General features: G+C 37.7%; 30 protein-coding genes and 1 riboswitch. Of the genes, 18 read left to right on the forward strand and 12 right to left on the reverse strand.

What is annotated here, in order from left to right:
* Positions 1 to 22: 22 nt before the first annotated feature.
* Positions 23 to 262 (forward strand): YrhC family protein, encoded by a 240-nt coding sequence (locus KUV80_RS01885; RefSeq protein WP_222460992.1) that lies wholly within the window; start codon positions 23 to 25, stop codon positions 260 to 262.
* A gap of 194 nt (positions 263 to 456) precedes the next feature.
* Here KUV80_RS01885 and menA read toward each other — a convergent pair whose 3' ends face one another.
* Complete coding sequence (menA, locus tag KUV80_RS01890; RefSeq protein ID WP_222460993.1) at positions 457 to 1,347, reverse strand: 1,4-dihydroxy-2-naphthoate octaprenyltransferase; 891 nt, start codon at positions 1,345 to 1,347, stop codon at positions 457 to 459.
* Between the two features lie 521 nt (positions 1,348 to 1,868).
* On the opposite strand from menA, the gene KUV80_RS18875 reads away from it, so the two are divergent.
* Positions 1,869 to 2,018 carry a YrzI family small protein gene (locus KUV80_RS18875; protein WP_222460994.1) on the forward strand — a complete coding sequence of 50 codons (150 nt, stop codon included), beginning with the start codon at positions 1,869 to 1,871 and terminating at the stop codon, positions 2,016 to 2,018.
* Positions 2,019 to 2,059: 41 nt separating this feature from the next.
* Here the strand turns inward: KUV80_RS18875 and KUV80_RS01900 are convergent, their stop codons facing one another.
* Positions 2,060 to 3,304 carry a glutathionylspermidine synthase family protein gene (locus KUV80_RS01900; RefSeq protein ID WP_222460995.1) on the reverse strand — a complete coding sequence of 415 codons (1,245 nt, stop codon included), beginning with the start codon at positions 3,302 to 3,304 and terminating at the stop codon, positions 2,060 to 2,062.
* A gap of 80 nt (positions 3,305 to 3,384) precedes the next feature.
* Between KUV80_RS01900 and KUV80_RS01905 the strand changes: the two genes are divergently transcribed.
* Positions 3,385 to 3,831, forward strand: a complete 447-nt coding sequence (locus KUV80_RS01905) for an RNA helicase (protein WP_246625005.1) — start codon at positions 3,385 to 3,387, stop codon at positions 3,829 to 3,831.
* Between the two features lie 31 nt (positions 3,832 to 3,862).
* On the opposite strand, the gene KUV80_RS01910 is transcribed toward KUV80_RS01905, so the two are convergent.
* Together KUV80_RS01910 and KUV80_RS01915 are read right to left on the reverse strand one after the other, a co-directional pair.
* Complete coding sequence (locus KUV80_RS01910; protein WP_222460996.1) at positions 3,863 to 4,258, reverse strand: DUF350 domain-containing protein; 396 nt, start codon at positions 4,256 to 4,258, stop codon at positions 3,863 to 3,865.
* Positions 4,259 to 4,278: 20 nt separating this feature from the next.
* Positions 4,279 to 4,605: an aminotransferase yhxA gene (locus tag KUV80_RS01915; protein WP_222460997.1), complete on the reverse strand. Its 327-nt coding sequence runs from the start codon at positions 4,603 to 4,605 to the stop codon at positions 4,279 to 4,281.
* Positions 4,606 to 4,779: 174 nt separating this feature from the next.
* On the opposite strand from KUV80_RS01915, the gene sigK reads away from it, so the two are divergent.
* From sigK to KUV80_RS01930, 3 genes are all read left to right on the forward strand, one after another.
* Positions 4,780 to 5,490 (forward strand): RNA polymerase sporulation sigma factor SigK, encoded by a 711-nt coding sequence (gene sigK / locus KUV80_RS01920; RefSeq protein WP_222460998.1) that lies wholly within the window; start codon positions 4,780 to 4,782, stop codon positions 5,488 to 5,490.
* 82 nt (positions 5,491 to 5,572) lie between these two features.
* Positions 5,573 to 5,854, forward strand: a complete 282-nt coding sequence (locus KUV80_RS01925; protein WP_222460999.1) for an alpha/beta-type small acid-soluble spore protein — start codon at positions 5,573 to 5,575, stop codon at positions 5,852 to 5,854.
* Positions 5,855 to 6,137: 283 nt separating this feature from the next.
* Positions 6,138 to 7,919, forward strand: a complete 1,782-nt coding sequence (locus tag KUV80_RS01930; RefSeq protein WP_222461000.1) for a M3 family oligoendopeptidase — start codon at positions 6,138 to 6,140, stop codon at positions 7,917 to 7,919.
* A gap of 35 nt (positions 7,920 to 7,954) precedes the next feature.
* Here KUV80_RS01930 and pssA read toward each other — a convergent pair whose 3' ends face one another.
* From pssA to KUV80_RS01965, 7 genes are all read right to left on the reverse strand, one after another.
* Complete coding sequence (gene pssA / locus KUV80_RS01935) at positions 7,955 to 8,500, reverse strand: CDP-diacylglycerol--serine O-phosphatidyltransferase (protein WP_222461001.1); 546 nt, start codon at positions 8,498 to 8,500, stop codon at positions 7,955 to 7,957.
* Positions 8,501 to 8,670: 170 nt separating this feature from the next.
* Entirely contained in the window at positions 8,671 to 9,024 is a 354-nt protein-coding gene (gene mnhG / locus KUV80_RS01940; protein ID WP_425308015.1) for a monovalent cation/H(+) antiporter subunit G, read from the reverse strand.
* Entirely contained in the window at positions 8,996 to 9,286 is a 291-nt protein-coding gene (locus KUV80_RS01945; protein ID WP_222461003.1) for a Na(+)/H(+) antiporter subunit F1, read from the reverse strand. The genes mnhG and KUV80_RS01945 overlap by 29 nt, the downstream gene beginning before the upstream one ends.
* The gene (locus KUV80_RS01950; protein WP_222461004.1) at positions 9,283 to 9,759 is read right to left on the reverse strand and encodes a Na+/H+ antiporter subunit E; all 477 of its coding nucleotides are present in this window, start codon (positions 9,757 to 9,759) and stop codon (positions 9,283 to 9,285) included. Before KUV80_RS01950 ends, KUV80_RS01945 begins: the two co-directional genes overlap by 4 nt.
* A 4-nt stretch (positions 9,760 to 9,763) precedes the next feature.
* The gene (locus KUV80_RS01955; protein WP_222461005.1) at positions 9,764 to 11,239 is read right to left on the reverse strand and encodes a Na+/H+ antiporter subunit D; all 1,476 of its coding nucleotides are present in this window, start codon (positions 11,237 to 11,239) and stop codon (positions 9,764 to 9,766) included.
* Positions 11,232 to 11,570: a Na(+)/H(+) antiporter subunit C gene (locus tag KUV80_RS01960; RefSeq protein ID WP_222461006.1), complete on the reverse strand. Its 339-nt coding sequence runs from the start codon at positions 11,568 to 11,570 to the stop codon at positions 11,232 to 11,234. Before KUV80_RS01960 ends, KUV80_RS01955 begins: the two co-directional genes overlap by 8 nt.
* A complete protein-coding gene (locus tag KUV80_RS01965) occupies positions 11,570 to 13,912 on the reverse strand; it encodes a Na+/H+ antiporter subunit A (RefSeq protein WP_222461007.1) in 2,343 nt (780 codons plus the stop codon). The genes KUV80_RS01960 and KUV80_RS01965 overlap by 1 nt, the downstream gene beginning before the upstream one ends.
* A gap of 362 nt (positions 13,913 to 14,274) precedes the next feature.
* Here KUV80_RS01965 and KUV80_RS01970 point away from each other — a divergent pair, with 362 nt between their 5' ends.
* Positions 14,275 to 14,511 (forward strand): hypothetical protein, encoded by a 237-nt coding sequence (locus KUV80_RS01970; RefSeq protein WP_222461008.1) that lies wholly within the window; start codon positions 14,275 to 14,277, stop codon positions 14,509 to 14,511.
* Positions 14,512 to 14,519: 8 nt separating this feature from the next.
* Here KUV80_RS01970 and KUV80_RS01975 read toward each other — a convergent pair whose 3' ends face one another.
* A complete protein-coding gene (locus KUV80_RS01975; protein ID WP_222461009.1) occupies positions 14,520 to 14,663 on the reverse strand; it encodes a sporulation histidine kinase inhibitor Sda in 144 nt (47 codons plus the stop codon).
* Positions 14,664 to 15,072: 409 nt separating this feature from the next.
* On the opposite strand from KUV80_RS01975, the gene KUV80_RS01980 reads away from it, so the two are divergent.
* The 11 genes from KUV80_RS01980 (at position 15,073) to KUV80_RS02030 (ending at position 24,119) form a co-directional block, all read left to right on the forward strand.
* Positions 15,073 to 15,588 carry a YqeG family HAD IIIA-type phosphatase gene (locus KUV80_RS01980; protein ID WP_222461010.1) on the forward strand — a complete coding sequence of 172 codons (516 nt, stop codon included), beginning with the start codon at positions 15,073 to 15,075 and terminating at the stop codon, positions 15,586 to 15,588.
* On the forward strand, positions 15,585 to 16,688 hold the full coding sequence (yqeH, locus tag KUV80_RS01985; RefSeq protein WP_222462229.1) for a ribosome biogenesis GTPase YqeH: 1,104 nt from the start codon (positions 15,585 to 15,587) through the stop codon (positions 16,686 to 16,688). Before KUV80_RS01980 ends, yqeH begins: the two co-directional genes overlap by 4 nt.
* Before the next feature lie 15 nt (positions 16,689 to 16,703).
* Entirely contained in the window at positions 16,704 to 17,531 is an 828-nt protein-coding gene (gene aroE, locus KUV80_RS01990) for a shikimate dehydrogenase (protein ID WP_222461011.1), read from the forward strand.
* 2 nt (positions 17,532 to 17,533) lie between these two features.
* A complete protein-coding gene (gene yhbY, locus KUV80_RS01995; RefSeq protein ID WP_222461012.1) occupies positions 17,534 to 17,824 on the forward strand; it encodes a ribosome assembly RNA-binding protein YhbY in 291 nt (96 codons plus the stop codon).
* A gap of 13 nt (positions 17,825 to 17,837) precedes the next feature.
* Entirely contained in the window at positions 17,838 to 18,416 is a 579-nt protein-coding gene (locus KUV80_RS02000) for a nicotinate-nucleotide adenylyltransferase (protein ID WP_222461013.1), read from the forward strand.
* A complete protein-coding gene (yqeK, locus tag KUV80_RS02005) occupies positions 18,409 to 18,981 on the forward strand; it encodes a bis(5'-nucleosyl)-tetraphosphatase (symmetrical) YqeK (protein WP_222461014.1) in 573 nt (190 codons plus the stop codon). Before KUV80_RS02000 ends, yqeK begins: the two co-directional genes overlap by 8 nt.
* A gap of 14 nt (positions 18,982 to 18,995) precedes the next feature.
* Positions 18,996 to 19,364, forward strand: a complete 369-nt coding sequence (rsfS, locus tag KUV80_RS02010) for a ribosome silencing factor (protein ID WP_222461015.1) — start codon at positions 18,996 to 18,998, stop codon at positions 19,362 to 19,364.
* Positions 19,364 to 20,104 carry a class I SAM-dependent DNA methyltransferase gene (locus KUV80_RS02015; protein WP_222461016.1) on the forward strand — a complete coding sequence of 247 codons (741 nt, stop codon included), beginning with the start codon at positions 19,364 to 19,366 and terminating at the stop codon, positions 20,102 to 20,104. Before rsfS ends, KUV80_RS02015 begins: the two co-directional genes overlap by 1 nt.
* Before the next feature lie 105 nt (positions 20,105 to 20,209).
* Positions 20,210 to 21,586: a sigma-54 interaction domain-containing protein gene (locus KUV80_RS02020; RefSeq protein WP_222461017.1), complete on the forward strand. Its 1,377-nt coding sequence runs from the start codon at positions 20,210 to 20,212 to the stop codon at positions 21,584 to 21,586.
* Positions 21,587 to 21,911: 325 nt separating this feature from the next.
* Complete coding sequence (locus KUV80_RS02025; RefSeq protein WP_222461018.1) at positions 21,912 to 23,306, forward strand: GntP family permease; 1,395 nt, start codon at positions 21,912 to 21,914, stop codon at positions 23,304 to 23,306.
* 27 nt (positions 23,307 to 23,333) lie between these two features.
* Positions 23,334 to 24,119, forward strand: coding sequence for a 3-hydroxybutyrate dehydrogenase (locus KUV80_RS02030; protein ID WP_222461019.1), 786 nt, complete (start codon positions 23,334 to 23,336; stop codon positions 24,117 to 24,119).
* A 69-nt stretch (positions 24,120 to 24,188) separates the two neighbouring features.
* Positions 24,189 to 24,387: riboswitch (cobalamin riboswitch) on the forward strand.
* Positions 24,388 to 24,403 lie beyond the last annotated feature (16 nt).

Raw genomic sequence — 24,403 nt, forward strand, 5'->3', positions numbered from 1 at the left:
AGGACAGGAGGTAGAGGCTGCTATGACAAACAAAATGGAAAAAGAATTACAAAAAAAGATGGCTGACTACCAGCGCTTTGGCTTTATTTTGTTGGCAGTAAGCACATTCTTCTACTTAGGATTGATTCTTCCAGTAGAAGATAAAAACTTCGTTCAATCTATTACTTTAGGTATTGCTTCGCTAACCTGCTTAGGTTTTACAGCGGGGATGTACAATGTAGTTCGAAAATGCAAAGTACAATTACAAGAATTAACAAAATAATAATTTCACATACCGTTCCTATAAGGGGAACGGTATTTTTGTTTTCATAATTAATTAAACGGCTGCCATAATGAATATCACTATTAAAAACCGATAGAAATCGTAATAAGCTATGAGCACCGAACAATAGTAAAAGTAGCAGGAAAGAATAAAAAAAGCCGTCCTCCATCATCATTGAGGGGACAGCTGTATTTTTAAAGGAATATTCCTGTTACGGTTCCAATGCATAGCAACACTCCAAATGATAAGTGAAGTAGAGCTGTTAAACCAAGAACTTTATTCAGCTGTTTCGGTTCCCACGTTGAAACGGCAATCTTCAGAGCTTTTATTGCGATTGGCAGAGTAATAAAAGCAATAAGGCTCCATACCGGCAAGATATCTAAAAGAACAAGACCGATTAAGCTTATATATGTTCCAAGCAGTAAAATGAAATATTCAATTTGAGATGCATTTCTGCCAATGAGTCCTGCGATTGTTGTTTTTCCGATCTGTTTATCTGTATCAAAATCTCTTAAATTATTTGCATGCAGAATCGCCATTACGAGTAAAGCATTCGGGATTGCTGCTAAAAAAACTTCAGAATTCACGTTCAAGGTCTGGGTATAAAAAGAACCAACAACAGCCAATATTCCAAGCGTACTCCCTGAAGCGACCTCCCCTAAAGCATTATAAGCCAGTGCATAACGTGTAGCGGTATAAAAATAGCCAACTAATAAAGACGGAATTCCAATATAAAGCACAACCGGCCCAGTTAGTGCTGTTAAAATTAAACCGATTATAATGCTAATTGAAAAGAATATAATACCGGTTACATAGACTTGACGCGGTGTCATTTCCTTTCGATCAATCACACCAGAAGGACTAAGTGAGCCCTCTAAATCAGCTCCTTTTACATGGTCGAAGTAATCATTAACAAGGTTTGTCCCACATTGTAAAAAAACAGCTCCAAATAGAGTAAGTAAAAATGTGGTCCAGTTCATGTCTGTCCATTGTAATGCAAGTATCGTTCCGAAGAGAACAGGTATGACCGAAGCAGTAAGTGAAATAGGTCTTGTTGATGCGAAAATAACTTTAGGATGTATCATTTTGTTATTCCCCCTTTACAGCTATAATTATAATTAAAGTTTGTGAAAGTGTACACATAAATATCTTATATATCCAAAAACCCATTTTTAAAAAAAGATAAAAAAATTGGCAACAAATAAAACGAAATGCATATCCTTTTAAAGGCCATCCAAAACTTTACAACACATGGTAAATTGTGTATGATTTTCTAAGTAAAGTAAAAAGATGAAGGAGGTTGAACACAATGATCATTAAATGCAGTTTTAATAGTCAATTGAATATACATTTACGTTCGGCCGCCCTCTGGAGCAGTATGTCTATTTAACTTTGGATAAAACATACCGTGGGTCGAATACCTGCGGTTTTTTTGTGCCCATTTTTACCGCAGGAATCGTACTGCGGTATTTTTTATATAAAAAACTTTAAGGAGGAGATTGAGATGATAATGGTAAGCATTACACTGCTGACATGGCTGCTGACGGAGAAAGACTCAACCTGATGAATTAAAAAATATATAACAATAATAGGAGTGAATAACCATATGTTTACACTGCATTTGTTTTTTATAACCATTACCTTTTCAATAAAGAGAAACCACCGTTCAGAAGAACAGTACCTATACGACGAGCGCGTAAATACTCTTTATGATCGTGCTAAAGAAAAGGCCTCATACAATACATTTATGATGTAACTACAAAAGAGCCATCTCGCTTGAACGCGAGAAAGGCTCTTTTAATTTTGCAGGCATGAAGGTAAGAAGTACGAAAGGTTGTCAGTAATGGGATTCCCAACTCTGTAGCCAAAAGCGCTAGGTTTTCCATTAATGATAAAGGTGCCTGTCATCCTATGACCTTCCATATTTCCTCGTTCACATTCAAACTTCATCTTAGGGAGCGGAACATACTTTTGATACACACTTGCATACTGTTCATACGTCGCATTTTTGTCTTGATCGACTATGTTGCCGTTGCCGTCGAAAATCCGAACAGTGTCTCCTTCACGCCCAAAAACAGGTTTTTGTACATAACGTTCCTTTTTACTAAGAAATGGGTCTGGTTCTAAATAGGTAGGCAAAAAATATTGGGAAATCCATTCATGTTCTTGTGAAGTGAAATAAGGTGACCGCTCTTCATACAATCCCCATATAAGAGCCAACACAGCTTTACTTTGTAACAAGAAAGCTGAAGGAGGATTTACGATGGCCAGCTTGTTTTGAATCACAAGGTCTGTTAACTGAAGTCCAATCTGTTCGTTTGTTTCTAAATCTTTATCTTGAATAAGGAGTTCAATCGGAAAGGTCTGTCTATATAACACATCTATTTTCTTGCCATTTTGATCATACAGTCCTTCATTTTTTTGAATGATCAACTCTTCTAATGGAATGTATTGAGATGGAAATCCGCATAGTTTTTGCAAATAAAGAACGGTCTGTTTATCCTCCATATTTTCACCATGAGAAGTAAAGGCGATGTTTGGAGAATGTGAAGTTCCGAGGCCGCGATACGAAGATAGGAGTGAAGTTCGAATCGCGTGTCTTAAATCTTTTTCCATCCCAGCATTCGGGTTAATCTTACGAAAGTGTTCACACAAAAGTTCATTAACTTTAAAACATTCATAAATGAACGTAGGTGTATCACTATTAAATTCCATTACCTTATGTCCATCAGGAGTCTCAATGGAGTCAATCCTGCCGATTACTGTTTTCGGGAGAGGAGATTGAAAACGTAAGAATGCTACTAAAGAGTCTGGAAACCCTAACAACTGTAAGGTCTCATCCTTAATTTCAGGTGATTGCAAGAGAGAAGCTGTCTTAAACAAAATATGGCTTGCTTTCGTACCAAATTCTTTCACTGATTCTTTTTCTGTAGATTCAATCGGATAAGGAGTGTATAAAGCATATTCTTGTCCATACATATCTGCCCAAAACTCAGGCAGCTTTTCATAAAATCGTTTTCTTTCTTGAGTGTAGTTCAGCATTTGAATGAAAACCTCCGCACCATACTTCTCTTAATAATCTGATATGATAAACATAACAAAAACAAAAAGGAATGAAAATTATGGAACTCACTTATTACATAGAAAAAGTTGATGGATACGAACCTTTCTTAACTTACAAGATTCCAGATAACATGCACAATGATGAAAAATACGCACGACAGCTATGTGAATTTTTTGTCTCTGGACAAAAGGAATATGAACTTCAATCGAATGAAATGATGGATGATGAAGAAATATTGATTGTAAAAGAGATCGGGCCAGTTAAAAAATTCTCTGAAGAATCCAGTTATAAAGGTAGAGGAATATTTATAGAGTTTAGACAGTATAACAATACAGGAGATATGCCATTGTTACATGTTCAGGCAATGAATAGCCATTGGGATGTTATTCGGTATTTATTAAAAGATGTTGTTCATATTCCACGACAAGGTCAGTTTCAAAGGGACTCAGCTGAAATTGATGAGGACCGTGCTGTTTACGTCATATACGTTGGGGAAAAAATTTAAGCATATGGCATCTGCCATATGCTTTTTTATATTAATATGTAAGACACTGAGCGATAACCCATCCAACGGAAAGGCTGAGAAACATAACGAGTAACCCAACTGCTTTATTATCATTATCTATGGCTTTAGATATGCTTGATCTAATAGCTAGATGTTCTGCAACAAATAAAGCAATGATCTGTGCAATAATCCCAACTGTTCCCCAGATGAGAAGATCTACGATGCTTAATGAATTAGCGATCGAAGAACCGATAACAAAAGCAAGACCAAATAGTCTTCCACCAAGAGATAAGGCAGCCGCTGTATTGCCTTTACTGATCAATTGAAGTTCCTTTGTTTTTGTTGTGAGTTCAAAAACGACAAAGCCAACAAACAATAACCCTAAGCCTGTAGCTGCGTATAGAGCAAAATTAAGAAATAAGTTCATTCCGACAACTCCTCATTTTTTTATCCGCCAAATCCTTTGCTGCTTCCAAATCCAGAACCTTTCCCTTTAAAGCTGGAGCTGTTTTTATAGGATTTGTAGGCGGAGCTTTTTAATAAACTGTTTTTGCCTTTGAAGAACTTTCCTGCCAAAAAATAATGACCGAAGAATCGAGAGTTAGCATCGTCACATTCATAAACTCCATCCTCTTCATCCCATTCCCAATCTTGGCATTCTGTATCTGTTGGCTCAGGCGGAAGATCTTCTGCTTGATAATTGTTACAGCCTGTAAGCATAACGGCAACAGATGCAGAAGAAACACCTGCGATTAGTTTTTTCGTTTTATTCAAGTCTTCACCTCATTTCATGCTAATTATAGTATGTCATAAACGATTTTGAAAACCATTTATTTCTAGTACGAATGAATAAACGAAAAGGTTTCCGGTCATTTTTAATGTACAGACACACCCAAGCCCAGCTCCGCATAAAGATAAAGAAGTAAGAACAGTCTTGGAGGTGCTGTCATGTCATTAGTAGGTGTGTTGGCCTATTTCTTTAAAGAAGTGATGCTGTTTGTTTCGTATGTAAAAAACAATGCCTTTCCCCAGCCACTGTCTGAGAATGAAGAAAAGCAGTACTTAAAAGATATGGCAAATGGAGATGAACATGCAAGAGGGTTATTGATCGAACATAACTTAAGGCTTGTAGCGCATATCGTTAAAAAATTTGAAAACACAGGAGAAGATACGGAGGACTTGATCTCAATCGGTACGATCGGCCTCATTAAAGCGATCGAGAGCTATTCTAGAGGAAAAGGGACGAAGCTTGCGACATATGCAGCACGGTGTATTGAGAATGAAATCCTCATGCATTTAAGAGCTTTAAAAAAGACAAAAAAAGATGTATCTCTTCATGATCCGATTGGAACGGATAAAGAAGGAAATGAAATAACGTTGATTGATGTATTAAAAGCGGAAACGGAAGATGTTGTGGATGCCATTCAGTTAAAGATGCAAAAGAAAAAGATATACGATTACATTCATGTCCTTGACGACCGCGAAAAAGAAGTAATCGTTGGCCGTTTTGGACTCGATCTGCAAAAAGAAAAAACACAGCGTGAAATCGCGAAGCAGTTGGGGATCTCAAGGAGCTATGTCTCACGGATCGAAAAACGGGCACTCATGAAACTGTTTCATGAATTTTATAGAAGCCGTCAACAAGGTGAACGTTCATAGCATTTACAAAAAAGGCTGGTAACATTTACAGCCTTTTTATTTATGCAAGAGGGCAAACTAAAGAAAAAAGGAGTTTTTAAAGATGGCACGAAGAAAAAGACAACCCATTGTTCCCGAAGCAAGAGAAGGACTTGATAAATTAAAAGCGAAAGTAATGAGAGAAGCGGGATATAACGTGTCAGACCAGTCCCCTGATGATGTGAAATATGAAGTAGCAAGAGACATGGGAGTATCCCTTGAAAAAGGATATAACGGGCAGATTACTTCGAAGGATGCTGGCCGAGTAGGCGGTCAGATCGGCGGAAGAATGGTGAAAGAGTTAATTCAGCAGGCGAAAGCAAACCTTGGAAAACAAGCACGATAAATGGAACAAATTCGAGGTGTTTATAAGAAACAAACAGGGAATAGAATAGGTAAATAAACTAGGAGGCGTTGATATGCAAGAAACTGTTTTGTATGGATCGTTCGTTTTGATGTTAGCCTATTTTATATATGTTTCCATTGTGGAATAACCAAAAAAGACTCTCCAATCGGAGAGTTTTTATCTGTAAACAGGAGAAAAAATAAACTTCAGAGTCGATTTTTGTGTGAATATTTTTTATAATAAGAATAGAGAGTCATTATGTACATATACAGGGGGAAAAAATATGCTATTACAAGATTTAAGGCAGACTTGGGAATTGGATTCAGTTTTTCCAGGTGGAAGTGATTCAAAAGAGCTATCAGCAGAAATAAAATGGCATGAAGATGAAGTAAAGTCACTGGCAAAAAAAGCGGAGAAATTTACTTTTTCGAACGAGAACTTTTTAAATCTTATTCAGGAGTTGCAAACTTTTTCAGAGCGGCTTTCTACTACTGGTTCATTCGTAGGCTGTTTAATCGCTCAAAATGTTAAAGATAAAAAGGCGATGGGACTTCGAGGAAGACTAGAGTCCGTTTATGCAGCGTTCTCGAATGTGGGTTCATTACTGGATCAGCAGCTTATGGAGATCAGTGAAGAAACGTGGAAAGACCTCGTAAGTATGCCAGAATATAAGGATATTGCGTTTTCGTTAAACGAAAGAAGAATGCATGCTAAAGAGAAATTAGGCATCGCTGAAGAATCTTTGATCAATGATTTAGCTGTTGATGGCTATCACGCATGGTCCACACTATACGATATGGTGGTCGGCAGAATAAATATTAAAGTTGAGATTGATGGAAAAGTGGAAGAATTGTCAGTCGGACAGGCTGAAAACAAGTTTTCCAGTCCAGACCGCAAAGTACGAAAAGATACCTTCCAAAAGTTTGTGGAAGCTTGGGATAACGAAGGAGAATTTTGTGCGGCATCTCTTAACCATATTGCAGGATTTAGAAACGAGATCTACAAGCACAGAGGATGGAAAGAGACGTTAAAAGAACCTCTTGAGATTAACCGTATGAAAGAAGAAACACTTACAGCAATGTGGGCTGCGATTAATTCTCAAAAAGAGATCTTCGTAAAGTATCTCGATCGCAAGGCAAAGCTTTTAGGATTAGAAAAATTAAGCTGGTACGATGTCGATGCGCCATTATCATCAGCCAACAGTAAAATGAACTACGATGAAGCAGCTCAATTCATTGTAGAGCAGTTCCGTTCATTGGCTCCTAAAATGGCTGATTTCTCTGAAAAAGCCTTTTTAGATGGGTGGATTGAAGCGGAAGATCGTTCAGGAAAAAGACCTGGAGGATTTTGTACAGGTTTTCCAACGAAAAAAGAAACTCGAATTTTTATGACATTCTCTGGAACCCCTAGCAATGTTTCTACTTTGGCTCATGAACTTGGCCATGCGTTCCATTCAGACGTTTTAAAGGAGCTTCCTTATTATGCAACAAATTATGCAATGAATGTAGCTGAGACTGCTTCTACATTTGCAGAGATGATCGTTGCTGATGCTGCTGTTAGCAATGCTAAATCGAAAGAAGAAAAAGTAGCACTTCTTGAAGATAAAGCTCAGCGGTCTGTAGCGTTTTTCATGAATATTCAAGCTCGTTTCTTGTTTGAGACAAAAATGTATGAAGAGAGAAAGGAAGGACAGTTATCTGTAGAACGTTTATGTGAATTGATGGAAGAAGCTCAAAAAGAAGCGTTTAATGATTCACTTGAAGAGTATCATCCCTATTTTTGGGCATCTAAGCTTCATTTCTATATTACAGATGTTCCGTTTTACAATTTCCCTTACACATTCGGCTATTTATTCTCAGCAGGAATCTACGCGAAAGCAAAAGAAGAAGGTCCAGCTTTTGAGGAAAAATATATCTCACTATTACAAGACACAGGTAAGATGGAAGTAGAAGAACTCGCACAAAAGCATCTAGGGATTGATATTACGAAGCAGGATTTCTGGCTAAAAGGAATTGAGTTAGCGGCGGCTGACGTAGAAGAATTTTTAGAACTAACTGAAGGATAAAAAAAAGGAAACCGCTTATAATGCGGTTTCCTTTTTTATCTTTTTTCGATGGTTATCGTGCTAATCATTAAAATAGCCAATCCGATTGTTAAGAACATATAAAAAAATCCTGGAAGGAAGTTGATCGTCAGGTAACCAGCAGCCATCAAGCAGCCTGCCACCGTGATCGGAACGCCTACAAATGACCCGTTGAATTCAGTAATGTTAAAACGAGCTAAACGAATAGCTCCACAAACGATGAAGATAATCGTAAAGATCATGCCTGGTACACCAAACTGATGCAAAACTGCTTGGTAAATTAAAAATGCTGGCGCAATCCCAAATGAGATTAAATCACATAAAGAATCTAATTGCTTTCCAAATTCTGATTCAATATTTAGCTTTCTGGCCACCATTCCGTCAAAACGATCAAACAATCCTGCCAAAAAGATTAAGATAAAGCCGATTTTTAAATCACCGTTAATCATAAATAACAAAGCTAAAGCGCCAAGTGAAAGGTTGATCAACGTTAAGAAGTTAGCGGTCTGTCCTTTAACCTTCTTAAACGTTGAATCAATGCGCTCTCTTTCAATCATAAACATTGGATCACTCCTCAAATGGAAAAAAGCTGGAGATTTGGCTAAGTCTGCACATATAGAAATCAACTCTACCAATGTGGCTTTTAATCTTCTGCTAACGTAGTGTGCTTAAGATTATATAACCATTTTATTTATTATATGCCATACCCATATCTATTGAAAGAGGAAGTTGTTTATGATTCCTTTATTTTGTGATTTTCTTCCAGTTGATTGTATACCGTTTTTTCAGATAATGGTACTCCCGTCCGGTAAGCAGCTCTTGATATCATATGACCTGCCACTGGTGCTGTTAAGAGAACAAAAAGTATGCCTAGAATTAACTTTCCGCTAAATACGTTCATGTCTGATAAAACATAGATAAATGAACCGATCAATATCCCAGAAACGCCGAGTGTCGAGCTTTTCGTAGCAGCATGTAGTCTGGAATAGACATCCGGAAACCGAAGCACACCTAACGTTCCAGAGAAAACAAAAAAGGTGCCAATGATAAGGAAAATACTAATCACGATCTTGATCAATAATAACACCCTTTTCTAAAAATTTTGCAACGGCAACTGTAGCTATAAACGTTAAAATACCGATAAGCAAGATGATATCGTTAAGTTGAACCGTGTCTAGGATGATAGCCATCAATCCAGTAATGGCTATCAAATTGATACCAATCGTATCAAGTGCGACAACACGATCTGGATTTGAAGGTCCGATCACTGCCCGATATAAAAGAAGCAGGATAGAGATGGTTGTTACGAACAAACAAACCGACACAACAATTGAAAACCAATCTGTCATCGCGTTACCCCCCTTATCGCTTTTTCGAAAGTGTCCTTAATTCCAACAATGGTTTCATTCACATCAGGCAGGTCAATCGCGTGAATATAGATGAATCGTTGATCTTTTGATACATCAACAGAAAGAGTACCTGGCGTTAACGTGATCAAGTTTGCCAAGAGGGTGATCTCCCAATTCTTTTTAACATCGATTGGCAATGCAATGATGCCAGGTTGGAAATTAAGTTTAGGCTTGTACACCCATTTTAAAACTTCTATATTGGCCAAAATTAATTCTTTAATAAATAGAAAAATTAAATAGCCGATCGCTTTAACCTGCTTAAAGTAAAACGAGTCTGGTATAAATCGATTGAGAAGAAACAAAAGTGCTGTCCCAATCACAAAACCAACCAGAAAACTTGCGAATGAGTAGCTCTCAGATAAAAACATCCAAATAACGCCGATCAGCAAATTTAAAATAAGTTGAAAAGTCATGGGATTACTCCTTTAATACAAAATCAATGTAGATTTGCGGATCGATAAGATTGTCAGCCGCTGATTGAATATATGGGTAGAACCACTCAGCTCCAACACCAAGAGCGATAGAAATAAAAATCAGTATTCCAGATGCGATCAATCCAGGCTGGTTCACTTTTTCTTTTGGTTCTTCTTTTAGTTCACCCCAAAAGGCACCGATGAAAACACGGATAACAGAAAAGAGAATCAATAAACTGGATAACAGTCCGATACCAGCTGCTATATAATGTTCCTCGTCCATCGCACCTCTTAAAAGAAGATATTTACCGACGAATCCGCTAAATGGGGGTATTCCTGCAAGTACGAGAGCAGCTATGAAAAACATCCACCCTAAGAGTGGAGAAGATTTAATATAGCCTCCCATTTTATTTAGGTTAGAAGTACCAGCATGCCAGACAAGTAGACCGGCAAGAAAGAACAGAGCGGCCTTGATCGCCATATCGTGCACCAAATAATAGATGGTTCCAGCTAACGACTCAGGAGAGAAAGTACCGATTCCAAGGAGCATAAAACCAATAGCAGGCATAATATTGTATGCAATGATCAACTTTACGTTTGATGTTGACAAAGCTCCGATGACACCTATCAACATGGTGATAGAAGCTACCCATATGAAAAAGGTGTGTGTAAGCTCAAGTTTGTGTGAAAAGATAAGGGTGTATACCCTGAGCATCGAATAAACGCCGACTTTTGTCAAAAGTGCCCCAAACAGGGCGGATACAACCGGAGAAGGAACGATGTACGATTTTGGAAGCCAAAAGTACAACGGAAACAAAGCTCCTTTTGTTGCGAAAACAATAAACAAGAGGATGGCTATTCCAGTTAAAATCCCTTCTTGTTCTATTTCTGCCACCCGTTGACCTAACTGTGCCATATTAACCGTTCCTGTTACAGAATATAAAAAAGAAACGGTCGTAACAAAAAGAATAGAAGAAAATAAATTTAACAGGATATATTTTACAGATTCCCTAAACTGATGCTTTGAACCACCTATGATGATCAGTCCATATGAGGCCATCAAAAGCACTTCAAAAAAGACGAAAAGGTTAAATAAGTCTCCTGTTAAGAAAGCACCACTCACCCCAGCAATCAACAAAAAGAAAAGCGGATAAAAATAATGCTTTACCATCTTGTGGCTAACCGTATTATATGCAAATAGGGCTGCAGCTCCTGCAATCACGTTAACAGAAAGAATCATGATGACTGATAATTGATCAGCTACAAGAATGATACCGTATGGAGCTTTCCAACCACCTGTTTCTAAGATTAGCGGATGGGTTGTGAAAACAAAAAAAGTTAAATAAAGTGACACCCCAAAGTTGAGGACTAATGATACAAATGAAAGTTTTAATGTTAGTGAATGCTTTTCATTAAAGAAAATGAGCAGAGCACCAACAAACAAAGGTATAAAGATTGGTAAGAATACTAAATTACTCATCGTCTGTTCCCCTTAGCTGATCCATCATGTCAGTCTTGTTGCTTTGATATGTTCTGTAGGCTAATACGAGCAAAAAGCTGGTCACCCCAAAGCTAATAACGATAGAAGTTAGAATTAAAGCTTGAGGAAGAGGGTCTGTATAGTCCTCGATGCCTTTTACCAAGATTGGTGGTTTACCTCTGTTTAACTTCCCCATAGTTAAAATAAATAGATGAGCGCCGTGAGATATAAGCGCTGTACCTAGTACGATTTTTAATAATTGTTTTTGAAGCAAAAGATAAACGCCGGCTGCAAATAAAGTTCCGGCAAGAATAGACATAAGAATTTCCATTAGTGATTCATGTCCCCTTTATCCCGGTATTTAATCATGGCATAAATGCCTAGAGCAGCAAGACCAAGTACTGCAATTTCAAAAAGAGTATCTAACCCACGGAAGTCAACAAGGATGACGTTAACAATATTGTCTCCTCCTCCAAGTTTGTAGGAATTATCGACAAAATATTTCGAAATGGTCTCAAATGATTTTGAACTATGAGAAGAGACAGCAACAATCGTTAATAATGCGCCTGTTGAAGATGCAAGAATAAAATCCACAAGCTTTTCAGAAGGTTTTTTATCAGATTTTTTTAATGCAGGCAGGTGCGCAAAGCACAGCAGGAATAAGGCGACGGTGATTGTTTCCACAATAAGCTGTGTCAAAGCAAGATCAGGCGCTCTGAAGAAAACAAACAAGAGTGATAATCCATAACCTACGACACCGATCACAATAATAGCCGCAATACGCTGAGTCATCAAGATGGTTGCAATCGCTGCTACAGCCATCACCAAACCTATTAGTACTTCAGGCCAAGTAATAGGAGCAAGGTCATCAAACGAAATCTTAAAACCGTCCGTAAAGTACATAAATACAGACGTTGATATTACCATGAATAGTAAAATGATAGATAAATAAAGGCGATGTGAACCTGTCATAAGAAATCCTGTTATGATTTTTGATGATTTTAGTAATCCGTTCAACATGAACTGATACCAATGATCAGATGAAAATTTTCCAGGAATCCTGTTATAAACAGGCTGCCATTTTTTTAATGTAAATGCGAGTACGGCACCAATTCCAATAACAAGTAATGACATATAAAAGGGCGCATTAAGTCCATGCCAAAATTGCAGGTGAGTAATGGCCAAATCTCCCGTAACGGCTGCAGCAGCAGGTGCTAAAATAGGTTCATTGATTAGATTAGGCAGCAACCCGACTAATATGACAAACACCACTAGTATAATTGGTGACAAAAGCATCCCGATAGGTGCTTCGTGCGGTTTTTTTTCTAGTTGTTTTACGTTTGATTTCCCCATGAATGTTCCAAAGACAAGATACATGGAGTAAACAAATGTAAAGATGCTTCCCAACACCGCGATGATAGGGATCCACTCTGCAAACATACCTGCAAAACCTGTCGTCTGTCCTAACTTTAATGAAGAATCAAAGAACATTTCTTTACTTAAGAATCCGTTAAAAATTGGCAAGGGAACGCCTGCCATCGAAAAAGCCCCGATAAAAGCCAATGTGGCAGAGATCGGCATGAATGTATAAAGGCCCCCGAGTCTTCGGATATCCCTCGTACCTGTCTCATGATCAACAATACCCGCAATCATAAACAGACTGCCTTTAAACGTTGCATGATTGAAAATATGGAAAATAGCCGCAAGAATAGCCACTCCTGTTCCAAATCCAAGCATAGCCATGATCATACCAAGCTGGCTTATCGTCGAGTAGGCAAGAATACCTTTAAGGTCCGTTTGCCTTGAAGCGAGAAATGATCCTAAACAGAGCGTAATTAGGCCAATTCCAGAAACAAGAATAAAAAATACATCGGATCCGCTAAAGATTAGTGAGAATCGAGCTACTAAATACAAACCAGCTTTAACCATCGTTGCTGAATGCAGATATGCACTAACAGGTGTAGGTGCTTCCATCGCATCAGGAAGCCAGCTGTGAAAGGGGAATTGTGCTGATTTAGTAAATGCTCCTACTAATAATAAAATTAAAATTGGGACGAAAAGATCACTTTCTAAAATATCAGAACGATTAGCGATCATCACTCGAATGCTATTTGTCTCGGCTGTATTCGACATTAAAATAAGGGCACCGAGCATAGACAAACCGCCAAAAACGGTGATAAGCATCGATTTCTGAGCTCCATACGTAGATCGATCACGGTAAAACCAAAAACCGATCAACAGAAACGAAGAAATACTTGTAAATTCCCAAAACGTGTACAACACAAATACGTTATCCGACAGAACTACTCCGAGCATAGAGCCCATAAATAGAAGAAGATAGACGTAAAAATGGACTAGCTGTTCTTTTCGTGACAAATAAAAGATGGAATAAAGAACAACTAATGCTCCTATTCCCGTTATTAACAGGGAGAATAACATACTAAGCCCGTCCAAATAAAAGCTTAGCTGGATATCCAATGATGGAATCCAATCCGCGACACTCTGTACAATTTTTCCTTCAGCTAACACTGGCAATTTTAAGCAGAACATGATAAATAAAATGGCTGGTACAGGAAGAACAAACCAACCAGTATGTATCCGGCTCACTTTTTTTGCAGCTAACCCGATCACCAACGCTGCTAAAAAAGGAATTAGTATGTAAATATGCAACATAAAAACCGGTAAACCTCCTTAAAAACATAAGAATAATCGTAATAGTCCATTACATTGTAAGCAAAACCTTTCCGATTTAGCAAATACTTTACTGCTCGAAAACCTTCTCAAATTGTTGAATTCCATAAACTCTTGAATATCCTTCCCAAAAAATACCTAACCTATTTGAGAGGTGATTGTAAATGAGACTTATGCATACATACGTAATACTTCTTGTTTTGTTTCAATTAACAGGTTGTTTTAATGATTCTGTTTATCGAAAGGAAAAGGATAGCCCTGTATTTCAACCGAGAGAATACTATAGAAAGCATATAAGTTTTTCTGAGACAGGGGTTTTTTCAACTTCCTCACTAGGGGATGAAATGAAAAAGGAAATTACGGAGAACGCTCTAGTCAAGCACGCGATTGTGATCAAGCAAAATAAAAAATACATTGTAGCTATTAAGATAAAAGCTTACCATCGGAAAGACGGAGAAGCGATAAGTAAATACTATCAAAAGTATTGGGAAGATAAATGGAAGATACCTGTTGAGGTTACATTTACACCAAGTGATTATCGGAAAGCACAAAAGCTCGTGAAAACAAAAAAAAGAGCGTAAAGTACGCTCTACATTAATACTTGCTGTAATTTGACATGCAACGATCTTCTTTCAATCTCTTTTTTAATTAGGGTTATGAAGTCTTTGCTTAGTTGAAGTTCTCTTGCCTTTAAATAAGATTCAATTAACAGGTCGTCCGAAAGTTTTTCCATAATACAGCCGTTTTAAAAGCGGCTTGGTCACCTCCTGTTTTTTTAAATATTTCTCTGAGCTTGCTATTCTAAATATGCTATGGAAGTCATAAAATGATAAGTTATTGAATTATGTACTTTGAAGCTTACCATGTATTGTAAAATAGAACAATCGTTCGTTTATCCACAGTGTTTGGTGGATAAGTTGTGGGTAAAATGTTAACATCTTTATAAAAGTTAACAGAATACTAAGTGAATATTGTGTATAAGATTATCCACATTGTTGAGTAGGGGAACAATTTGTCGAAAAGTTTTTTAGCGATGAAGAAAAACCTGTTATTTTGTCTAATTAAGCAGAAAAACCGTTTGTTCTTCCTTACATTACTGGTAAAATAGAAACGGTCATTAGGAAATGTGAAGAGGTGCTAGAATGTTAAAACATTTTTTGCCGGATCAGCATGTTCAAAATATATTGGACATTACACCGGAAATGTTAGTTGAACGTAGAGTAAAAGGAATAATAACAGACTTAGACAATACGCTTGTTGAATGGGATAGACCTGAAGCCACTCCCGAACTAATAAAGTGGTTCACATCTATCAAAGAAAAAGGAATCTTAATAACGATTGTTTCTAATAACACACAGCATAGAGTGAAAAGCTTTTCAGATCCTGTAGGGATCCCTTTTATCTATAGTGCGAGAAAGCCGATGAATAAGGCTTTTAAACGTGCATTACTAGACATGAAGCTGAAGAATGAAGAGGTTGTTGTAATTGGAGATCAGCTGCTGACCGATGTTCTTGGAGGTAACAGATTAGGATTACATACGATTTTAGTCGTACCTGTTGCAAGCAGTGACGGATTTTGGACAAGGTTTAATCGTAAATTGGAAAGAATCATACTTTCTTGGATGAAGAGAAAAGGCATGATTCATTGGGAGGAATAGGATTGGAACAAGTTAAATGTGTGGGCTGCGGTATTTCCATACAAACAGAAGATAAAGAAGCGCTCGGATATGCACCTCTTTCAGCTTTAACAAAAGAGCTTCCTATCTGTCAGCGCTGTTTTCGTTTAAAACACTATAATGATATTCAAGATGTTAGTTTATCAGATGATGATTATCGAAAAATTGTTTCAAGTATAGGAGAGGTAGACGCTCTTGTTGTAAAAATCATTGATATTTTTGACTTTAATGGGAGCTGGCTGCCTGGACTTCATCGATATGCTGGTAAGAATCCCATCTTACTCGTTGGAAATAAGCTTGATCTGCTTCCGAAATCAGTAAATCCCAACAAAGTGATTCATTGGATGAAAAAAGAAGCTTCAGAATTAGGATTGAAGCCCATTGATGTACAGTTGATTTCTGCCGAAAAAGGCTATGGAATAGAAGAGCTTGCAGAGAGCATCGATCATTATCGGCAAGGTAGAGATGTTTATGTAGTAGGTTGTACAAATACAGGGAAATCTACGTTTATCAACCGTTTAATCAAGCAGTTTGGTGAAGAAACAGCTGATTTCATAACCACCTCCCATTTTCCAGGTACAACACTAGATTTAATCGACGTTCCTTTAGATGGAAGAAGTCATATGTATGATACTCCTGGTATTATTAATCATCATCAAATGGCTCATTATGTGTCCAAAAAAGAATTAAGTATCATCATGCCTAAAAAAGAAATTAAGCCAATGGTGTTTCAATTAAACGAACAGCAGACCCTTCTCTTTGGCGGTCTTGCTAGAGTTGATTTTATAAAAGGCGGAAAACAATCTTTCGTTTGTCATTTTTCAAATCATTTAAATATCCACAGAACAAAGACAGAAAAAGCGGATGAGCTCTACGAAAAACACTTAGGCGAAATGCTGGCCCCGCCTGAAGATGTTACAAACTTTCCCGCATTAAAACGCTATGAATGGATGGTTAAGGAAAGTAAAACGGATATTGTGATCTCTGGTTTAGGATGGGTTACCTTCCCGGAAGCAGGAGCTAAAGTAGCCGTTTATGCACCAGAAGGGGTTTCAGTTACGGTCCGAAAATCCTTAATCTAAGGAGGATCCATTAAAATGATTAAAGTGCTCGTTATAGGGGATCCAATTGAACATTCGTTGTCCCCCATTATGCAGAATGAAGCATTTAAGCAATTGAACATTAAAGGTCAATACGAGAAAAAAAGAGTGACGCCAGAACAATTAGGACCTTTCGTAAGTTCTTTGAGAGAAAGTGAATATGCTGGGTTTAATGTAACCATTCCGCATAAAGTCACGATTATGCAATACTTAGATGATATTGACGAAGAAGCAAAAGAAATCGGTGCAGTGAATACCGTTGTCAATCAAGATGGAAAATTAATCGGCTATAACACGGACGGAAAAGGTTTTTTGCTTGGCTTAAAAGAAAAACTTACAAAATCATTGGACGAACTGAATGTCCTGATCATTGGAGCAGGCGGTGCGGCGAGATCGATCGCATACGCCCTTTTAAAAGAAAATCCGAAACATTTATCCATTGCTAACCGTTCAGAGGAGAGGTTATCTCTTTTAGTCAACGATTTAAATGGTAAAGAAGTAGAAGGTATATCTTTAGCTAATGCAGAGAGTAAGCTTGCTTTGTTTGATGTCTTGATCAATACGACAAACGCAGGTATGTTCCCGGATATAAAAGATATGCCGTTACAATTAGATCGGTTAAAAGAAGGAGCAGTCGTTTGTGACATCGTCTATAATCCGCTGCAAACAACGTGGCTAAAGATCGCAGAAGGTAATGGTGCTATTATCGATAATGGAGTGTCAATGCTCGTTATGCAAGGAGCGATGGCTTTCGAAAAATGGACAGGCACTTTTCCCGACACGGACAAAATGAAAGACTCAGTAATTAATCAACTTAGGAGGTAATTATGTTAACAGGAAAACAAAAGCGCTTTTTGCGTTCAAAGGCACATCATATCCAGCCTATTTTTCAAGTAGGTAAAGGTGGAGTAAACTCAAATTTAGTCAAACAGGTCGACGAGGCCCTTGAAGCAAGAGAATTAATAAAAGTAAGTGTATTACAAAACTGTGATGAAGATAAAGATACAGTAGCTGAAGTACTATCTAAAGGTACAAAAGCCGAATTGGTGCAAGTGATCGGAAGTACGATTGTGCTTTATAAAGAATCAATTAATCAAAAACGCATTGAACTCCCATAAGGAGTGAATGGAATTGAACAAACATATAGGGATTTTTGGCGGTACCTTTAATCCTCCTCATCTCGGCCATCTGGTTATTGCGCAAGAAGCATTAAAGCAATTAGATCTTGATGAGGTGTGGTGGATGCCAACCTCTAAGCCTCCTCATAAAAATAAGGTTCAAGAGGTTACGGATGAGCACCGAATACAGATGGTGGAGAAAACGATTGCTAAGAATAATCAATTTTCCATTTCTTTACTTGAGTTTGAGAGAAGCGGACCTTCATATACTATTGATACGATTCGCATTTTAAATAATAAATTCCCTGATGTATCCTTTACATTTATTATGGGCGGAGATATGGTTCATTCTTTAAGTACATGGCACCAAATTGATCAATTGAAACATCTTGTACATTTCGCAGGTATTAATAGGGAAGGGTACCCTGTTGATCAACAATGGGAAAGGTATAAGGTTAAACATGTAGAAGTACCTTATATCGGGATATCTTCAACTATGATTCGTTCCAAGGCAAAAGCCGGACAAAATTTCCGGTACTATGTAGTTGATGAAGTTTGGAAGCATGTGAAGGAGCATCACCTTTATGGATAGAGCAATAGCTTTACAACTTGTAAAAAAACAGTTGACGGAGCATCGGTATGTCCACACATTGGGGGTAATGGAATCAAGCCTGCGCCTAGCTGCGCAATACGGTGCTGATCTAAAGAAGGCCGAACTTGCAGCTATCTTTCACGATTACGCGAAGTTTCGTCCAAAAGAAGAAATGAAGCAAGTTGTTATCGATGAGAGCCTACCGCTGGATCTATTAGATTTTGGAAATGAATTGCTTCATGCGCCTGTTGGTTCTATTTTAGTGAAGAGAGAAGCAGGAATTCACGATAAGGAAATACTAAGTGCAATTTATTATCATACAACAGGTAATGGAAGAATGTCGCAATTGGAAAAAATAGTGTTTTTAGCAGATTATATTGAACCAAATCGACAATTCCCTGGAGTTGAAGAAGTAAGGGATGCGGCCGAACGGAACTTAAATGAGGCATGTTTATTGGCTGTGAAAAACACCGTTCAATTCCTAATGAAACAAAATCAGAAAATCTATCCGTTAACGATAGAAACATACAATGGATTACAGGAAGAAATAAGACGAAAAAAATAGGAGGAGTGCACTGAATGAAGGTAAAAGAACTAATGGAACTAGTAGTCAAAACGGCTGATGATAAAAGAGCCGAAAATATTTCAGTATTACACATGGAAGGAATTTCATTGGTCGCAGATTATTTTGTTATTTGTCATGGTAATTCAGAAAAACAAGTTCAAGCGATCGCTAAAGAGTTAAAAGATGTAGCATTAGAAAATGATATTCAAGTCCGCAGAATGGAAGGGTTTGACCACGCAAGGTGGGTTCTTATAGACTTAGGAAATGTTGTGGCACATGTTTTTCACCGTGATGACCGAAGCTATTATAATTTAGAAAAGCTATGGGGAGACGCAACTTTAATCGATGTTGATGCCATTCTCGAACACCAGGAAAACATGTAATGAGTTATCAGCAATTTGCTTACCTTTACGATCAATTAATGGATGATGCCCCATATACTGATTGGCTATCTTTTATTAAGACTGTTGTTTCAAATCATTATCCAGACGCTAAACGATTTTTAGATATTGGCTGCGGAACAGGTTCATTACCTATTTTATTAGCAAAAGAGGGCTTTGACGTAACAGGTGTTGATCTATCTTCAGATATGTTAACAGTGGCAAAAGAAAAAGCAGATCAAGAAAAAGTACAGCTTTCCCTTTTTCAGCAGGATATGAGAGAGCTTGAGGGACTAGGGAAATATGATTGTGTTACGATTTTGTGTGATTCTATTAATTACATAACAACGGAAGAAGATGTGAAACGGACTTTTCTTTCAGCTAAGAATCATTTAGAAACAAATGGATTGCTATTATTTGATGTTCACTCTATACATAAAATCAAAAATGTATTTACAGGTCAGACATTTGGGAGTAATGAGGAACAATTGTCGTATATATGGCAGTGTTTTGAAGGTGAATTACAAAACAGTGTAGAACATGAATTAAGCTTTTTTGTTCAAACCGGAGAATTGTATGAACGGTATGATGAAGTTCATATACAACGAACATTTCCGGTTGATGATTACGTAATATGGCTCAATGAATGCAACTTTGATGTGATTGATATAACTGCTGACTTTTTACCAGAATCTCCTCATCCATTTAGTGAAAGAATATTGTTTGCTGCAAAAATGAGATAGCGTTTCTAACAGACAGCCTTGTGCTGTCTTTTTTATATCTCCATTGTAGGATACAATATGGAAGAGTTTATTTGGAACACATGACTGTGAAGGTGTGTGATTAACATGTTGAGTAATGACCCGTTGTTAAAACATCAAATTTTAGAAACCATTATTGATAGCGCATATGAATGGATTGTTGTTGTGGATCATGGGGGATTCGTGGAATACATGAACAAAACGTATTGTGAATTTCTAGGTGAAAACCCTTCTGAAGTCATTGGAAAACACGTAACGGATGTAATTGAGAATACACGCATGCATAAAGCAGTACTACAAGGGAAGGTAGAGATTGCAGACCTTCAGTACATTAGAGGAAATTACATGATAGCGAATCGTATTCCGATTATGCATGAAGGAAAAGTAATTGGTGCAGTAGGGACGGTCATATTCCGTGATACTGAACAGTGGAAAAAAATGAACTCCCATATAAAAGCGCTGCTTCATGAACTTGATTTTTATAAAAAAGAATGGCACGACATAAACGGAGCAGCTTATACGCTCAATGATTTTGCGGGATTGTCTTCAGAAGTAGAAAAAATTAAAGAGCGCGTAAAAAATATTGCTAGCGGAGACTTGTCTGTGTTGATTCGTGGTGAGAGTGGAACTGGGAAGGAATTGCTCGCACATAGCATACACCAATTAAGCGAAAGAAGCGGTAAGCCGTTTATTAAGATAAATTGCGGAGCCGTTCCCGAACACTTATTTGAGTCTGAACTGTTCGGCTATGCGGAAGGTGCTTTTACAGGTGCAAAAAAAGGCGGTAAACCAGGTAAATTTCAGCTGGCAGATGGTGGTACATTGTTTTTAGATGAAATTGGAGATCTTCCGATGCACATGCAGATTAAACTTCTTCGGGTACTTCAGGAAAAAGAGATTGAACCAGTTGGATCGATCCGCTCTGAAAAAGTGAACGTAAGAGTGATAGCAGCTACAAACCGTCCGCTTGAACAGCTGATAAACGAAAAGAAGTTCCGAGAAGACTTGTTTTACCGTATTAATGTTTTGCAGATTCATATTCCGCCTCTTCGGGAACGTAAAAACGATATATGGCCATTAACAGAAAGTTTTATTCAATCAATAAGTGCTGAGACAGGTAAACGCATTCTGAAGATAAATGAAGATGTAAAAGAAGCGTTTTTACAATATACTTGGCCTGGAAATGCCAGAGAACTTAAAAATTTCGTAGAAGCGGCAATTCAGCTTATGGAAAGTGATCAATTATATTTAGACGCTTTGCCTGATTTTTTAAAAGAAAAGTTAGGTCTTAGTGAAACAAAGAAATCTTTAAAACATTATGTTCAAGATACTGAGAGAAAAGTAATATCAACTCATCTTGAGAGAATGAACGGTGATATTATGGCAGTAGCCAAAGTGCTTGGAATCGGTAAAACAAATCTTTATGATAAAATAAAAAAATATAACATCAAGTATCAAAATTAATAGAATTCCGGAAAAACGGAAAACCATTCCGGATTTTCGGAAGGGAGTCTGAATTGTATTAAACACTTTGGATAAGCCCTTTCATTCGTGCTCTTTAGCGAAATAAAAGTATAATGTGCATAGCACTTATCTAATTTTCCGATTTTTCGGAAAAAAATAAAAAAATAAAAGGTATATAGCCTGCTTTCAACTTGGCACAAAACTTGCAACATCTTACACAAGTGTCATCAGAGGAGATATACCTTCTAAAATGTAAGCGCTTAACAATGGTGAGTTATTTATCATCATTGGTACAAAAAGTATTTTTTAGAAATGGGGAATGAAATTGGACATTATTATTATCTTATTATCATTATTTTTCTTAATGTTTGTAGCTTATCGAGGGTTCAGTGTTATCTTATTTGCGCCAATCGCTGCCTTGTTTGCTGTCTTGTTAACAGAACCAGGTCACGTACTGCCTTTTTTCTCAGGTGTATTCATGGAAAAGATGGTTGGCTTTATCAAGCTGTATTTTCCTGTGTTTTTATTAGGTGCTATTTTTGGAAAAGTGGTCGAGATGTCTGGGTTCGCAAAATCAATTACACAATTTGTGATTAAGCTGATCGGGGCTTCACGTGCGATGCTGGCTATCGTTTTAGTAGGGGCTATCCTTACTTATGGCGGAGTGTCGTTGTTTGTTGTTGCATTCGCACTTTATCCGTTTGCTGCCGAGCTATTTAAGCTAGCTGATATTCCAAAGAGGCTTATTCCTGGAACGATTGCACTAGGAGCCTTTACTTTTACTATGGATGCTTTTCCGGGAAGTCCTCAAATCCAAAATATTATTCCGACTTCCTTTTTCGGTACAACAACTTGGGCAGCACCTACGCTTGGGTTTATTGGGGGGCTATTTGTTTTTATTCTAGGTATGGTTTATCTGGAATGGAGACGCAGACAAGCTGCCGCAAAAGGAGAAGGTTATGGAACGGGTCATAGCAATGAACCGGAAAAGCTAGAATCAGAGAACTTGCCAAACGCTTTTATTGCGATTCTGCCTCTTATTTTAGTAGGGGTATTCAATAAATGGTTTACAGTGTTAATCCCAAAATATTATGGGAAAACGTTTGATTTCTCAGCGATTGGCATGAAGAATGTTCCTGAAATCCAAATTCCTACACTTGCGGCTGTGTGGGCGGTTGAAGGAGCTCTAATTATCGGTATTGTTACGGTATTGTTATTCTCCTTTAAAAGGATCAAGAGCAACTTTAACAAAGGTATCAACTTATCTATCGGCGGAGCATTGCTAGCAACTCTTAATACGGCATCTGAGTATGGGTTTGGAGGAGTAATCGCTGCGTTGCCTGGATTTGCTGCTGTAAACAAAGCGATGTCTGATACAATAAAAGATCCTTTAGTTAACGAAGCGGTAACTACAACAACATTAGCTGGTATAACAGGTTCAGCTTCTGGCGGGATGAGTATTGCTCTTGCAACAATGAGTGAAACGTATATAGAACAGGCGAATAAGCTAGGAATCAGCCCTGAAGTACTTCACCGTGTCGCATCCATGGCGAGTGGTGGGATGGACACACTTCCTCATAATGGTGCAGTCATTACTCTTTTAGCTGTAACAGGACTAACACATAAGCAAGCATATATCGATATTTTTGCTATGACAATTATAAAAACAACAGCAGTATTTGTCATTATCGGCTTATATTATATGTTTGGAATTGTTTAAAATCTTAGCTTAAAGGAGAGGTTATCTGTGGAATCATTCGTTCAAAATAAGGTGGTATTTATAACAGGTGCAGCAAGCGGGATAGGACTTGAACTTGCAAAATCATTTGCAGAAAATGGAGCAAATGTAGTGATAAGTGATCTGGATCATGAAAGAGCAAAGAAATCTGCAGAAAAGCTTAAAGACGAAGGTTACAATGTTATCGGATTAGGTTGTAACGTTACGAATGAACAGGAATTGACTTCTGCCTTGGACGAAACGGTTAACCGGTTCAATCGGATTGACGTTGTGATCAATAATGCTGGTTTACAATACGTTTCTCCTTTAGAAGAGTTTCCAACAGAAAAATTTCAGCAGCTGATTAATGTAATGCTGACGGCCCCTTTTATGGCAACAAAACATGTTTTTCCGATCATGAAAAAACAGGGCTTTGGCCGAATCATCAATATGGCTTCAATAAATGGTTTAGTCGGATTCGCAGGTAAAGCTGCTTATAATAGTGCAAAACATGGAGTGATCGGCTTAACAAAAGTGGCTGCATTAGAAGGTGCTGAGCATGGAATTACAGTAAATGCTATATGCCCAGGATATGTGGATACACCACTTGTAAGAGGTCAACTCGAAGATTTAGCGAAAACTAGAAATGTAGAACTTGAAAAAGTGTTAGAAGAGGTAATTTATCCGTTAGTACCTCAAAAAAGATTGTTAGAAGTGCAAGAGATTTCAGATTATGCGATTTTTTTATGCAGTGAAAAAGCAAAAGGCGTTACAGGGCAAGCAATCGTCATTGATGGTGGATATGTTGCCCAATAAAAAGAGAGTCAGTTTCCTAATTTTCAATTGACATTCACTATATTTAGTGTCAAAGTATTAAATACAAAACTATATATGGAGAATTCAGGCGCCGACATATCGGCTTAATAGGGAATTCGGTGAAAAACCGAAGCTGTCCCCGCAACTGTAATTGTGGACGAAATGGAATTGCCACTGTATAGATCGGCTAGTAAATGGCTGCTATATGGGAAGGCCCAAAGTAGGACGAAGCAATAGCCAGTAGACCTGCCTGAATACTCCTGTTTTCTTTTCCTCGGGGATTG

The sequence above is a fragment of the Fictibacillus nanhaiensis genome, assembly GCF_019801215.1.
Taxonomy (GTDB): domain Bacteria; phylum Bacillota; class Bacilli; order Bacillales; family Fictibacillaceae; genus Fictibacillus; species Fictibacillus nanhaiensis_C.